Below are 13,502 nucleotides of genomic sequence, written 5' to 3' on the forward strand. Positions count from 1 at the left end.
CGCTGCCGAGCGTAGCGAGGCTGCGATCGAGCGCGTAGCGCTCGCAAAACCTGACAACGCGTAGTGTCAGGTACAACCCTTGCGGTGGCTGCGCCACCGATCGCAGCCTCGCTACGCTCGGCAGCGGCTACAGCGGCTACAGCGGCTACAGCGGCTACAGCAGTAGGTACGAGGCCGGGAATTTTTCAGAACTGCTTTAGAAAACAATAAAAGGTGCAGCCATGCCCGCAATCCGAATTGGCATCAACCCGATTTCCTGGAGCAACGACGACCTGCCGTCCCTCGGCGGCGAAACGCCGTTGAACACCGCGCTGAGCGAGGGCAAGGAAATCGGCTACGAAGGTTTCGAGCTCAACGGCAAGTTCCCCAAGGATGCCAAGGGCGTCGGCGATGTGCTGCGCCCGTACGACCTGGCGCTGGTCTCGGGCTGGTATTCCAGCCGCCTGGCCCGGCGCTCGGTGGCCGAGGAGATCGACGCCATCGCCAGCCATGTGCAGTTGCTGGCGCAGAACGGCGCCAGCGTGCTGGTCTACGGCGAGGTCGCCGACTCGATCCAGGGCCAGCGCATTGCCCTGGTGGAGCGTCCGCGCTTTCACAGCCAGCAGGCCTGGCAGGAATACGCCGACAAGCTCACTGAGCTTGCGCGTTTCACCCTGTCCCAGGGCGTGCGCCTGGCGTACCACCACCATATGGGCGCCTACGTCGAATCGCCGGCGGACATCGACCAGCTGATGAGCCTGACCGGCAGCGAAGTCGGCCTGCTGTTCGATTCGGGCCACTGCTACATGGGCGGCGGCGAGCCGCTGGAGGTGCTGCGCAAGCACATCGGGCGCATCTGCCACGTGCACTTCAAGGATGTGCGCAAGCCGGTGGTGCAGCTGGCGCGCAACCACTTGTGGAGTTTCCCCGACTGCATCATCAACGGCACCTTCACCGTGCCGGGGGATGGCGACATCGATTTCGCCGCGTTGCTGGACGAGCTGCTGGCCGCCGATTACCAGGGCTGGCTGGTGGTGGAGGCCGAGCAGGACCCGGCGGTGGCACCCAGTTATATCTACGCGAAGAAGGGTTATGACACCTTGCGCGCGCTGCTTGATGAGAGGACTGGACAATGAGCCTGCTGGTAAAAAGCGCGGCCAAGGGCCGGACCATGGTCCAGTTGGCCGAGGGCCGATTGCAGTACGTTGGGTTCGCCGCCTACCGCCTGAGCCTCGGCGAAAGCCTGCCGGTCAATGCCGACGACCGAGAGTTGTGCCTGGTGCTGCTCAGCGGGCGCATCGGCATCCAGGGCGAGGCGCCAGGGCAGGGCGCGTTCGGCTGGGACAACCTCGGCGACCGGCAATCGGTGTTCGAGGACAAGTCGCCCTTCGCCGTCTACCTGCCACCCGGCAGCCAGGCCCAGGTCACCGCCCTGAGCGATGTGCAGATCGCCGTCTGCGCCGCGCCCGGCGCTACTGCAAAAAGCTCCGCCACCAACGGCCTCGGCCCCCGGCTGATCCTTCCCGAGAGCATGAAGCGCAGCGTGCGTGGCAAGGGCGCCAACACCCGCTATGTCTGCGACATCCTGCCGGACAGCGAGCCGGCCCATTCGCTGCTGGTGGTGGAGGTGCGCACGCCGTCCGGGCATTCCTCCAGCTACCCGCCGCACAAGCACGACACCGACGACCTGCCGCACCAGAGCTTTCTCGAAGAGACCTATTACCACCAGGTCAACCCGCCCCAGGGTTTCGTGTTCCAGCGGGTCTACACCGACGACCGCAGCCTCGACGAGGCCATGGCCGTGGAGCACGGCGACCTGGTGGTGGTGCCCAAGGGTTACCACCCGGTCAGCGTGCCCTATGGCTACGAGTCCTATTACCTGAACGTCATGGCCGGGCCCAAGCGGGTCTGGCAGTTCCATAACGATCCGCGGCACAGCTGGCTGCTGGATCTCTGATTTCCAGCCTCTGAATTCCAACATTCGAACGGAGAACAAGAACAATGAGTGACGCCTCGGTAATCGGCCATTACATCGACGGTCAGGTGCAGGACAGCGGCGAGCGCTTCGCCAACGTGTTCAACCCGGCCACCGGCCGCGTGCAGGCCCGGGTCGCCCTGGCCAGCCAGAAGACCGTGGACGAGGCCGTCGCTTCGGCGATGAAGGCCTTCCCGGCCTGGTCCGAGCAGTCGGCGCTGCGCCGTTCGCGGGTGATGTTCAAGTTCAAGGAACTGCTGGACCAGCACCACAGCGAGCTGGCCGAGATCATCACCCGCGAGCACGGCAAGGTGCTGTCCGACGCCCATGGCGAAGTGACCCGCGGCATCGAGATCGTCGAGTTCGCCTGTGGCGCGCCGAGCCTGCTGAAAACCGACTTCAGCGACAACATCGGCGGCGGCATCGACAACTGGAACCTGCGCCAGCCCCTGGGCGTGTGCGCCGGGGTCACCCCGTTCAACTTCCCGGTGATGGTGCCGCTGTGGATGATCCCGCTGGCCCTGGTCAGCGGTAACTGCTTCATCCTCAAGCCGTCCGAGCGCGACCCGTCCGCCAGCCTGCTGATGGCGCGCCTGCTGAGCGAGGCCGGGCTGCCCGATGGCGTGTTCAACGTGGTCCAGGGCGACAAGGCGGCGGTGGACGGGCTGTTGCAGCACCCGGACATCGAAGCGATTTCCTTTGTCGGCTCGACGCCGATCGCCGAGTACATCCACCGCCAGGCCACGTCCCGCGGCAAGCGCGTGCAGGCCCTGGGCGGGGCGAAGAACCATATGATCGTGATGCCCGATGCCGATCTGGACCAGGCCGCCGATGCGCTGATCGGCGCGGCCTACGGCTCGGCCGGCGAGCGCTGCATGGCGATCTCCATCGCCGTGGCGGTGGGCGAGGTGGGCGACCGGCTGATCGAGAAACTGCGGCCGCGCATCGACCAGCTGAAAATCGGCAACGGCATGCAGGGCGACAGCGACATGGGGCCGCTGGTGACCGCCGAGCACAAGGCCAAGGTCGAAGGTTTTATCGACCAGGGCGTGGCCCAGGGCGCGCAACTGCTGGTGGACGGCCGGGGCTTCAAGGTGCCGGGGGCGGAGCAGGGCTTTTTTGTCGGCGCCACCCTGTTCGACGGTGTGACGACCGAGATGAGTATCTACCAGGAAGAAATCTTCGGCCCGGTGCTGGGTATCGTCCGGGTGCCGGATTTCGCCAGCGCGGTGGCGCTGATCAACGCCCATGAATTCGGCAACGGCGTGTCCTGCTTCACCCGCGACGGCGGCGTGGCCCGGGCCTTCGCCCGCGGCATCAAGGTTGGCATGGTCGGCATCAACGTGCCGATTCCGGTGCCCATGGCCTGGCATTCCTTCGGTGGCTGGAAACGCTCGCTGTTCGGCGACCACCACGCCTACGGCGAGGAAGGCCTGCGCTTCTACAGCCGCTACAAGAGCGTGATGCAGCGCTGGCCGGACAGCATCGCCAAGGGCCCCGAGTTCAGCATGCCGACCGCCAAGTAAAGCCCTTCAACCCGTTGCTCTGGAGAACAAGAATAATGAGCCAGCCCCTGCGTTTCGCCCTGAATCGTATGGTTGCCCCGCGTTTGAGCCTGCCGGCGTTCATCGAGCTGGCGGTGACCCTGAAAGCCGATGCCATCGAGATCCGCAATGACCTTGCGGGCGTGGAAATCGAAGACGGCACGCCGCCGCAACAGGTGCGCCAGCTGTGCGCGGCCCACGGTATCCAGGTGCTGTCGATCAATGCGCTGTACCCCTTCGATGTCTGGAGCGCCGAGCGTCGCGCCCAGGCCCTGAAGCTTGCCGCCTATGCCCGCGATTGCGGCGCCCGCGGCCTGGTGATGTGCCCGCTGAACGACCGCGCCGATACCCGCAACGAAGCCGAGCGCAGCGCCGGTTTGCGCACCGCCCTGACTGAGTTGGCGCCGATCCTGCGCGAGCACGGGATTCTCGGTTTTATCGAGCCCCTGGGTTTCGAGGAATGTTCCCTGCGGCGCAAGCGCACGGCGGTGGAGGCGATCCGCGCCAGCGGCGGGCTGGATGTGTTCCGCCTGGTGCACGACACCTTTCACCACCACCTGGCCGGCGAGCAGGAATTCTTCCCCGAGCTGACCGGGCTGGTGCATATCTCCGGGGTCGAGGACCGCGAGGCGCCCCTGGCGAGCATCCGCGACGGCCATCGGGTGCTGGTGGGCGAGGGCGACATCCTCGGCAACGCGGCGCAGATCGAGGCCCTGCTCGAGCGCGGCTACAGCGGCCACCTGTCGTTCGAGCCGTTCGCCGACAGCGTACATGGGCTGGCGGATATCCAGCGGGCGATCGGCGCGAGCATCGACCACCTCAAGCAGGCCCTGGCATAACACCGTTCCCTGTAGCCGCTGCCGCAGGCTGCGATCGACCGCGTAGCGGGCGCGCTCTTCAAGATCGCCGAAGGTCCTGCGGACCTTATCGCAGCCTGCGGCAGCGGCTACACAAGCAGGAGGCAAGAGCAGTAAGAACAGCAAGGGCGGTCGCCTCAAGCAGGCCCTGGCCCGACACCGCTTCCTGTAGCCGCTGCCGAAGGCTGCGATCGCGACCGAAGGGCGCGCAAGGCCTCGGGTTCGCTGAAGGCCTCCGGCCTTATCGCAGCCTGCGGCAGCGGCTACAAAAGCAGGAAGGGCGCAAAGCAGTAAAAGCGGCAAGGGCAATAGCAGCAAGGGCGGTAAGCGCATCAACCTTCACCGTATTGATCAAGGGGCAAGCATGACTACGACACGACTGACCATGGCCCAGGCCCTGGTGAAATTCCTCGACAACCAGTACGTCGAGATCGATGGGGTGCAGAGCAAGTTCGTCGCCGGGATCTTCACCATTTTCGGCCACGGTAACGTGCTCGGCCTGGGCCAGGCCCTGGAGCAGGACAGCGGCGAGCTGCTGGTGCATCAGGGCCGCAACGAGCAGGGCATGGCCCACGCCGCCATCGGTTTCGCCAAGCAACACCTGCGGCGCAAGATCTACGCCTGCACCTCGTCGGTGGGCCCGGGGGCGGCGAACATGCTGACCGCCGCGGCGACCGCCACCGCCAACCGCATTCCCTTGTTGCTGCTGCCCGGCGATGTCTACGCCAGCCGCCAGCCCGACCCGGTGCTGCAACAGATCGAGCAGTTCCACGACCTGAGCATCAGCACCAACGATGCCTTCAAGGCGGTGAGCAAATACTGGGACCGCATCAACCGCCCCGAGCAGTTGATGACCGCGGCGATCCACGCCATGCGCGTGCTCACCGACCCGGCGGAAACCGGCGCGGTGACCCTGGCCTTGCCTCAGGACGTGCAGGCCGAGGCCTACGATTACCCGGATTACTTCCTGCAAAAACGCGTGCACCGCATCGAGCGCCGGCCGGCCACCGCGGCCATGCTCGAGGATGCCGTGGCGGCCTTTGCCGGCAAGCGCAAGCCGCTGATTGTCTGTGGCGGCGGGGTCAAGTACTCCGGGGCCAACGAGGCGCTGCTGGCCTTCGCCGAAGGCTTCGGCATTCCCTTCGCCGAGACCCAGGCCGGCAAGAGCGCGGTGGTCTCCAGCCACCCGCTGAATGTCGGCGGCATCGGCGAGACCGGTTGCCTGGCGGCCAACCTGCTGGCGAAAGAGGCGGACCTGATTATCGGCATTGGCACCCGCTACAGCGATTTCACCACCGCCTCGAAGTCGCTGTTCCGCGCCGATGCGCAGTTTCTCAACCTCAATATCAGCCCCTGCGATGCGCTGAAGCTCGACGGCGTGCAGCTGCTGGCGGATGCCCGGGAAGGCCTGAGCGGGTTGGCCGAAGCCCTGGCGCGCAGCGATTACCAGGCCGCCTGGGGCGAACAGATCGGCCAGGCGCGGGCGCAGCTGGACGCGGAGGTGGACCGGGTCTACCAGGTCGAATACCACGCCGACGGCTTTGTCCCGGAGATTAACGACCATATGGACCCGGCGGTGCTGCGCGAATTTATCGAACTGACCGGTTCCTGCCTGACCCAGAGCCGGGTGCTGGGGGTGCTCAACCAGACCCTGGGCGACGACGCGGTTATAGTCGCCGCCGCCGGCAGCCTGCCCGGCGACCTGCAACGCAGCTGGCGCAGCAAGGGGGTCAACACCTACCACGTCGAGTACGGCTATTCCTGCATGGGCTACGAGGTCAACGCGGCCCTGGGGGTCAAGCTCGCCGAACCCCAGCGCGAGGTCTACGCCCTGGTGGGCGACGGCTCCTACCTGATGCTGCATTCGGAGCTGGCCACCTCGATCCAGGAGCGACGCAAGATCAATGTGGTGCTGCTGGACAACATGACTTTCGGCTGCATCAACAACCTGCAGATGGAACACGGCATGGACAGCTTCGGCACCGAGTTCCGCTTCCGCAATCCCGAGACCGGCAAGCTCGACGGCGGCTTCGTGCCGGTGGATTTCGCCATGAGCGCGGCGGCCTATGGCTGCAAGACCTACAAGGTCAAGACCGTGGCAGAGCTGCAGGCGGCCCTGGCCGATGCGCGGACCCAGACGGTGTCGACCCTGATCGATATCAAGGTCCTGCCCAAGACCATGATCCACAAGTACCTGTCCTGGTGGCGGGTCGGGGTGGCGCAGGTGTCCACCAGCGCGCGTACCGACGCGGTGGCCAAACAACTCAACGAACGCCTGGCCAAGGCCCGGCAGTACTGATTGCTCTCAAACGAACAACAACAGGAGTAGCACCATGTCTTTGAAACTGGGCGTCATCGGTACCGGGGCCATCGGCCAGGACCATATCCGTCGTTGCAGCCAGACCCTGCTGGGCAGCCAGGTGGTGGCGGTCACCGACATCAATCTTGCGCAGGCGGCGAAGGTGGTGGCCGAGCTGAAGATCGCCGCCGAGGTCTATCCCGACGGCCATGCGTTGATCAAGGCGCCGGAAGTCGAGGCGGTGCTGGTCACCTCCTGGGGGCCGAGCCATGAAGAGTTCGTGCTGGCCGCCATCGCCGCCGGTAAGCCGGTGTTCTGCGAGAAGCCGCTGGCGGTGACCGCCGCCGGCTGCCGCAAGATCGTCGAGGCCGAGATGGCCCATGGCAAGCGCCTGGTCCAGGTCGGCTTCATGCGCCCCTACGATGCCGGCTACCGCGCGCTGAAGGCGGTGATCGACAGCGGCCGGATCGGCGAACCGCTGATGCTGCACTGCGCCCACCGCAACCCGCGGGTCGGCGAGAACTACAAGACCGACATGGCGATCACCGACACCCTGATCCATGAGCTGGACGTGCTGCGCTGGCTGCTGGCCGACGACTATGTGTCGGTGCAGGTGGTGTTCCCGCGCAAGTCGAGCAAGGCGTTGGCGCACCTGCGCGACCCGCAGGTGGTGCTGCTGGAAACCGCCAAGGGCACGCGCATCGACGTCGAGGTGTTCGTCAACTGCCAGTACGGCTACGACATCCAGTGCGAAGTGGTGGGCGAGACCGGCATCGCCAAGTTGCCGGAACCGTCCCAGGTGCAGCTGCGCAGCGAGGCCAAGCTGTCCAACACGATCCTGATGGACTGGAAAGACCGCTTTATCGCTGCCTATGACGTCGAGCTGCAGGCCTTTATCGACGGCGTACGGGCCGGGCAGGTCGGTGGCCCTTCGGCCTGGGACGGTTATGCCGCGGCGGTGGCCGCCGATGCCTGCATCGAGGCGCAGAACAGCGGGCAGATCGTCAAGGTCGAGCAACCGCCGCGCCCGGCGTTCTATGGCTAATTCTGTAGGAGCGGCCGGTTGCCCGCGATGGACGTTAACGATGACGCGGTCTGTCTGGAACAACGCGGCGCATCCAACTCCATCGCGAGCAAGCTTCGCTCCTACAGGGGACACAGCAACTTTGTAGCCGCTGCCGAAGGCTGCGATCGCGACCGAAGGGCGCGCAAGGCCTCAAGATCGCTGAAGGCCTTCGGCCTTATCGCAGCCTGCGGCAGCGGCTACAGGTCACCACTTCAGATTCGGGGAGAACATAAAAATGCGTATCGCACTGGACCCCTACATGTACCGCCACCTGCCGCTGGGCCAGATGACCGACAAGGCCGCCGAACTGGGTTATCAGTACATCGAGCTGTCGCCGCGCGAGGATTTCCTGCCGTTCTACAAGGCGCCCCGGGTCGACCGGGCGCGGATCAAGGCGTTTCGCAAGGCCCTCAGCGACAGCGGCGTGCAGCTCTCTTCGCTGTTGCCGATGTACCACTGGGCCGCCGCCGACGAAGGCTTGCGCGTGGCGGCGGTGCGCAACTGGAAGCGGGCGATCCAGATCGCCGTGGAATTGGATTGCGAGCTGGTCAACAGCGAGTTCACCGGCCAGTCGGACAACCCGCTGGTGTGCGAGAACCAGTTCATGCGCTCCATGGACGAGTTGATCCCGGAGTTCGAGCGCGAGGGCATCAAGCTGGATATCCAGGCCCACCCCTATGATTTCTGCGAGCGCAACAACGAGTCGGTGGACATCATCCGCGGCTTCGACCGGGACTGGATCAACTACCTGTACGCGGCGCCGCACACCTTTTTCTACGACGACGGCAAGGGCGACATCGCCTCGATGCTCAAGTACGCGGGCAGCAAGCTCAGCCACCTGATCATCGCCGACACCTACAACCACAAGGCGTCTTCGAGCCTGCGTTATATCGTCAACCCGCCGGGCGTCACCGCCACCGTGCACCAGCATCTGGACATCGGCCAGGGCGAGGTGGACTGGACAGCGTTCTTCGGTACCCTGCGCGAGATCCAGTTCGACGGCATCGCCACGGTCTCGGTGTTCGCCTGGGAAGACCGCCCGGACGAGTCCAACCGGATGATGCTGGAGCGGGTCAGCAGCGAACTGTGCCGTTGACACAAACGCAGCCGCCTGTAGCCGCTGGCGCAGCCTGCGATCGAGGACAACGTCCTCGCAAAACCTGCTGACGCGCAGGGAGCTGAAAGACCGCATGCGCCGTGGTTGCGACCACTGCGTGGTCGATCGCAGGCTGCGCCAGCGGCTACAGGGCTACAGGGCTACAGGGCTACATCGAGTTCTATATAAGGAGGGCTTTGCGATGCGCATTGGTTTGGTGGGTTACGGCCATGGCGGCCGACATTTTCATGCACCGCTGATTGCCAGCCTGCCCGGCGCGACCTTCGTCGGCGTGGTCACCCTGTCGGCCGAGCGCCGGCAGCTGCTGGCGGCGGAGCACCCCGGGGTGCGGGCCTTCGACAGCATCGAGCAACTGGTCGCGGCGGGGATCGACGGGTTGGTGATTTCCACCCCGCTGGAGGGCCGCGCGGCGCTGGTGCTGGAAGCCATCGAGCGCGGTGTCCCGGTGGTCAGCGACAAACCCTTCGCCAGCGACCTCGAACAGGCCAAGGCGCTGATCGACGCCGCGCAAACCCGTCGGGTGCCGCTGAGCGTGTACATGAACCGGCGCTGGGACTCGGACTTCCTCACCCTGCGCAAGCTGATCGCCAGCGGCGCCCTGGGCAGCGTCAGCCGCTTCGAGTCGCGGGTCGAGCGTTATGTGCCGCAGGCCGTGGGCAATACCAGCGGCGGCGGGTTCCTGCGCGACCTGGGCAGCCATCTGGTGGACCAGGCCTTGCAGCTGTTCGGCCCGGTGACCCGGGTCTACGCCGAGTTGCAGTACGCCCCCCAGGCGCCGACCTGCGACTACGGTTTTTTTCTCGCCCTGAGCCATGCCAACGGCGTGGTTTCACATTTATCCGGTAGTTGTCTGCAGAACTGCCAGGGGCCACGGTTCCGGGTCAGCGGGTCGGCCGGCAGTTATACGGTCGAGGGCCTGGACGGCCAGGAGCAGGCGCTGGTCGCCGGCTTGTCGCCGCAGACCGAGGGCGAGCGCTGGGGCGTCGAGGAACACCGGCGCTGGGGCTGGTTCGAGCAGGGCGAAATCCGCGAGCGAGTGGCTTCCGAGCGGGGCGACTGGTTGCAGTTCTATAAACAGTGGCAGGCGGCGCTGCAAGGGCAGGGGCCGCTGCCGGTGACCGCGGCCGAGGCCCTGGCCACCACCCGCGTGCTGGACGCCGCGCGCCTGAGCTGGCGCCAGCGCCAGGTGGTGGAAATGGCCGATTTCCGGCTGCAGAATGAATTTGGAATAAAATTCTAAAATGAGTTGATATAGAAATTATTTTCCAATAAAGTCATTTCCAGGTTGCCGACTAGCAGGGTTTCGCCAGCGTCACAGGCCGATTTCAGATCCGCCTTGAACCGAGTGAAACCCGCCAACAAAAACAAAACAGGTACCGTCGATGAAAACCTTCAGTTCCGTTGTGCACCTGCTTCGCCGCGCACTGCCGCGCCGCCATCCATTGTCCAGTCGGACACCCCGCCAAACACCCCGGTATGCCTTTGTCGTCCAGTCCCTGGTCCGCCTGCTTTGCGTCGAACGCAAGGGCGCGCTGGTGTGCTGCATGCCCGGCGCGCCGATCGTGCGTCTGCCTCACTGAGTGGTTTCTGCGCCTTATCCATAAAACCTACAAGAATGTGGAGAAAGACCTTTCATGAAGACCAAGACCCGTTTCGCCACGCTTGCCCTGTCCCTGCTGCTGGGCAGCGGCACGGCGTTCGCCGACCTGAAGATCGGCGTGAGCATGTCGCAGTTCGACGACACCTGGCTGACCTACCTGCGTGAATCCATGGACCAGAAAGCCAAGTCGCTGCCGGACGGCGTCACGCTGCAGTTCGAGGACGCCCGGGCCGATGTGGTCAAGCAGCTGAGCCAGGTGGAAAGCTTTATCAGCCAGAAGGTCGACGCCATCGTGGTCAACCCGGTGGACACCGCGGCGACCCGCAAGATCACCGAAGCGGCGGTCAAGGCCGGGATTCCGCTGGTCTACGTCAACCGCCGGCCGGACGACCTGAACCTGCCCAAGGGCGTGGTCACCGTGGCCTCCAACGACCTGGAGGCCGGGCAGATGCAGATGCAGTACCTGGCCGACAAGATGGGCGGCAAGGGCGAGGTGGTGATCCTGCTGGGCGACCTGGCGAACAACTCCACCACCAACCGCACCAAGGGCGTCAAGGAAGTGCTGGCCAAGTACCCGGGGATCAAGGTCGAGCAGGAACAGACCGGGATCTGGCTGCGGGACAAGGCCATGACCCTGGTCAACGACTGGCTGACCCAGGGCCGCCAGTTCGATGCGGTGGTGGCCAACAACGATGAAATGGCCATCGGCGCCGCCATGGCGCTGAAACAGGCCGGGGTGGAGAAGGGCAGTGTGCTGATCGCCGGGGTCGACGGCACGCCCGATGGCCTGCGCGCGGTGCAGAAGGGCGACCTGGCGGTCTCGGTGTTCCAGGATGCCAAGGGCCAGGCCGACGGCTCGATCGATACCGCGGTGAAAATGGCCAGGCACGAGCCGGTAGAGCAGGCGGTGTGGGTGCCGTATCGCCTGATCACCCCGGAAAACGTCGCCCAGTTCAAATAGGCCTGGTTCAAAAGAGCCCGCCCGTTCCACAACAACCATAAGCCGGCGGGGTGGCCCAGCTGCCCCGCGGATGGAGTACCTGATCATGTTCGCTTCAGCGACTGCTTCGAGCATCCCGACGGCGGCTGCGCAGCCCGCCGCTCAGTCTGCCCAGTCTGTGTCCGAGCAGCAGCCCTATCTGCTGGAAGTCATCAACGTCAGCAAGGGTTTCCCCGGGGTTGTCGCCCTGTCCGATGTGCAGCTGCGGGTGCGTCCCGGCACGGTGCTGGCGCTGATGGGGGAGAACGGCGCGGGCAAGTCGACCCTGATGAAAATCATCGCCGGGATCTACCAGCCGGACGCCGGCGAGCTGCGCCTCAAGGGCCAGCGGGTGAATTTCGAGACGCCGCTGGCGGCCTTGCAGGCGGGGATCGCGATGATCCACCAGGAACTCAACCTGATGCCGCACATGAGCATCGCCGAGAACATCTGGATCGGCCGCGAGCAGCTCAACGGCCTGCACATGGTCGATCACCGCGAGATGCACCGCTGCACCGCGCTGCTGCTGGAGCGCCTGCGGATCAACCTCGACCCCGAGGAACAGGTGGGCAACCTGAGCATCGCCGAGCGGCAGATGGTGGAGATCGCCAAGGCGGTGTCCTACGACTCCGACATCCTGATCATGGACGAACCGACTTCGGCCATTACCGAGAAAGAGGTGGCGCACCTGTTCTCGATCATCGCCGACCTCAAGGCCCAGGGTAAGGGCATCATCTATATCACCCACAAGATGAACGAAGTGTTCGCCATCGCCGATGAAGTGGCGGTGTTCCGCGACGGCGCCTACATCGGCCTGCAACGGGCCGACAGCATGGACGGCGACAGCCTGATCTCGATGATGGTCGGCCGCGAACTGAGCCAGTTGTTCCCGGTGCGCGAAAAACCCATAGGCGAGCTGCTGATGTCGGTGCGCGACCTGCGCCTGGACGGGGTGTTCGAGGGCGTGTCCTTCGACCTGCACGCCGGGGAGATCCTCGGCATCGCCGGGCTGATGGGCTCGGGACGCACCAATGTGGCCGAGACGATTTTCGGCATCACCCCCAGCGACGGCGGCGAGATCCGCCTCGACGGCCAGCCGGTGCGCATCAGCGATCCGCACATGGCCATCGAGAAGGGGTTTGCCCTGTTGACCGAGGACCGCAAGCTCAGCGGCCTGTTTCCCTGCCTGTCGGTCCTGGAAAACATGGAGATGGCGGTGCTGCCGCACTATGCCGGCAACGGTTTCATCCAGCAGAAGGCCCTGCGCGCCCTGTGCGAGGACATGTGCAAGAAGCTGCGGGTCAAGACCCCGTCGCTGGAGCAGTGCATCGACACCCTGTCCGGCGGCAACCAGCAGAAGGCCCTGCTCGCGCGCTGGCTGATGACCAACCCGCGGGTGCTGATCCTCGACGAACCGACCCGCGGCATCGACGTCGGCGCCAAGGCCGAGATCTACCGGCTGATCGCCTACCTCGCCGGCGAAGGCATGGCGGTGATCATGATCTCTTCGGAGTTGCCGGAAGTGCTGGGCATGAGCGACCGGGTGATGGTCATGCACGAGGGCGAACTGATGGGCACCCTCGACCGCGCTGAAGCGACCCAGGAGAAGGTCATGCAACTGGCTTCCGGGATGTCCCTGGTCCACTAGCCGGCAAACGTATCAAGGCCATCGGCGAGGTGTGTTCGCCGCCGGCCATACAAGAAGAAGGTGAAGGCTTATGAACGCGATACTGGAAAACAAACCCGCGGCGGCGCCAGCCAGAACGCGCCGGCGCCTGCCCACCGAGCTGAGCATCTTCCTGGTGCTGATCGGCATCGGCCTGGTGTTCGAGCTGTTCGGCTGGATCGTGCGCGACCAGAGCTTCCTGATGAACTCCCAGCGCCTGGTGCTGATGATCCTGCAGGTGTCGATCATCGGCCTGCTGGCCATAGGCGTGACCCAGGTGATCATCACCACCGGCATCGACCTGTCATCCGGCTCGGTGCTGGCGCTGTCGGCGATGATCGCCGCCAGCCTGGCGCAGACCTCGGACTTCACCCGCGCGGTGTTCCCGTCGCTGACCGACCTGCCGGTGTGGATGCCGGT

The 13,502-nt window shown here is 65.0% G+C and carries 11 protein-coding genes and 1 pseudogene; all 12 read left to right on the forward strand.

The window, feature by feature from the left end; translation table 11 throughout:
• Positions 1-221: 221 nt before the first annotated feature.
• Complete coding sequence (gene iolE, locus AC07Y9_RS29065; protein WP_102680112.1) at positions 222-1,115, forward strand: myo-inosose-2 dehydratase; 894 nt, start codon at positions 222-224, stop codon at positions 1,113-1,115.
• Positions 1,112-1,936, forward strand: coding sequence for a 5-deoxy-glucuronate isomerase (gene iolB / locus AC07Y9_RS29070; protein WP_102680111.1), 825 nt, complete (start codon positions 1,112-1,114; stop codon positions 1,934-1,936). Before iolE ends, iolB begins: the two co-directional genes overlap by 4 nt.
• Positions 1,937-1,980: 44 nt before the next feature.
• The gene (locus AC07Y9_RS29075; RefSeq protein ID WP_102680110.1) at positions 1,981-3,480 is read left to right on the forward strand and encodes a CoA-acylating methylmalonate-semialdehyde dehydrogenase; all 1,500 of its coding nucleotides are present in this window, start codon (positions 1,981-1,983) and stop codon (positions 3,478-3,480) included.
• Between the two features lie 35 nt (positions 3,481-3,515).
• Positions 3,516-4,337 (forward strand): TIM barrel protein, encoded by an 822-nt coding sequence (locus AC07Y9_RS29080; protein WP_102680109.1) that lies wholly within the window; start codon positions 3,516-3,518, stop codon positions 4,335-4,337.
• A 382-nt stretch (positions 4,338-4,719) separates the two neighbouring features.
• Complete coding sequence (iolD, locus tag AC07Y9_RS29085; RefSeq protein ID WP_102680108.1) at positions 4,720-6,654, forward strand: 3D-(3,5/4)-trihydroxycyclohexane-1,2-dione acylhydrolase (decyclizing); 1,935 nt, start codon at positions 4,720-4,722, stop codon at positions 6,652-6,654.
• A gap of 34 nt (positions 6,655-6,688) precedes the next feature.
• A complete protein-coding gene (gene iolG, locus AC07Y9_RS29090) occupies positions 6,689-7,699 on the forward strand; it encodes a bifunctional inositol 2-dehydrogenase/D-chiro-inositol 1-dehydrogenase (protein ID WP_102680107.1) in 1,011 nt (336 codons plus the stop codon).
• A 256-nt stretch (positions 7,700-7,955) separates the two neighbouring features.
• Positions 7,956-8,816 carry a sugar phosphate isomerase/epimerase family protein gene (locus AC07Y9_RS29095; protein WP_102680106.1) on the forward strand — a complete coding sequence of 287 codons (861 nt, stop codon included), beginning with the start codon at positions 7,956-7,958 and terminating at the stop codon, positions 8,814-8,816.
• A gap of 202 nt (positions 8,817-9,018) precedes the next feature.
• On the forward strand, positions 9,019-10,077 hold the full coding sequence (locus AC07Y9_RS29100) for a Gfo/Idh/MocA family oxidoreductase (RefSeq protein WP_102680105.1): 1,059 nt from the start codon (positions 9,019-9,021) through the stop codon (positions 10,075-10,077).
• Positions 10,078-10,219: 142 nt separating this feature from the next.
• Complete coding sequence (locus AC07Y9_RS29105) at positions 10,220-10,417, forward strand: hypothetical protein (RefSeq protein ID WP_102680104.1); 198 nt, start codon at positions 10,220-10,222, stop codon at positions 10,415-10,417.
• A gap of 54 nt (positions 10,418-10,471) precedes the next feature.
• Positions 10,472-11,398: a sugar ABC transporter substrate-binding protein gene (locus AC07Y9_RS29110; RefSeq protein WP_009043386.1), complete on the forward strand. Its 927-nt coding sequence runs from the start codon at positions 10,472-10,474 to the stop codon at positions 11,396-11,398.
• A gap of 85 nt (positions 11,399-11,483) precedes the next feature.
• Positions 11,484-13,064: a sugar ABC transporter ATP-binding protein gene (locus tag AC07Y9_RS29115; protein ID WP_102680118.1), complete on the forward strand. Its 1,581-nt coding sequence runs from the start codon at positions 11,484-11,486 to the stop codon at positions 13,062-13,064.
• Positions 13,065-13,134: 70 nt separating this feature from the next.
• Positions 13,135-13,502 (forward strand): annotated as a pseudogene (locus AC07Y9_RS29120) (ABC transporter permease); the annotation flags it as partial.

It is taken from the genome of Pseudomonas sp. GW456-L12, assembly GCF_059424045.1.

Excerpts from the sequence above, each read along its gene's own strand:
- iolE (WP_102680112.1), top strand. The coding sequence starts at position 222 with ATGCCCGCAATCCGAATTGGCATCAACCCGATTTCCTGGAGCAACGAC.
- iolB (WP_102680111.1), top strand. The coding sequence starts at position 1,112 with ATGAGCCTGCTGGTAAAAAGCGCGGCCAAGGGCCGGACCATGGTCCAG.
- AC07Y9_RS29075 (WP_102680110.1), top strand. The coding sequence starts at position 1,981 with ATGAGTGACGCCTCGGTAATCGGCCATTACATCGACGGTCAGGTGCAG.
- AC07Y9_RS29080 (WP_102680109.1), top strand. The coding sequence starts at position 3,516 with ATGAGCCAGCCCCTGCGTTTCGCCCTGAATCGTATGGTTGCCCCGCGT.
- iolD (WP_102680108.1), top strand. The coding sequence starts at position 4,720 with ATGACTACGACACGACTGACCATGGCCCAGGCCCTGGTGAAATTCCTC.
- iolG (WP_102680107.1), top strand. The coding sequence starts at position 6,689 with ATGTCTTTGAAACTGGGCGTCATCGGTACCGGGGCCATCGGCCAGGAC.
- AC07Y9_RS29095 (WP_102680106.1), top strand. The coding sequence starts at position 7,956 with ATGCGTATCGCACTGGACCCCTACATGTACCGCCACCTGCCGCTGGGC.
- AC07Y9_RS29100 (WP_102680105.1), top strand. The coding sequence starts at position 9,019 with ATGCGCATTGGTTTGGTGGGTTACGGCCATGGCGGCCGACATTTTCAT.
- AC07Y9_RS29105 (WP_102680104.1), top strand. The coding sequence starts at position 10,220 with ATGAAAACCTTCAGTTCCGTTGTGCACCTGCTTCGCCGCGCACTGCCG.
- AC07Y9_RS29110 (WP_009043386.1), top strand. The coding sequence starts at position 10,472 with ATGAAGACCAAGACCCGTTTCGCCACGCTTGCCCTGTCCCTGCTGCTG.
- AC07Y9_RS29115 (WP_102680118.1), top strand. The coding sequence starts at position 11,484 with ATGTTCGCTTCAGCGACTGCTTCGAGCATCCCGACGGCGGCTGCGCAG.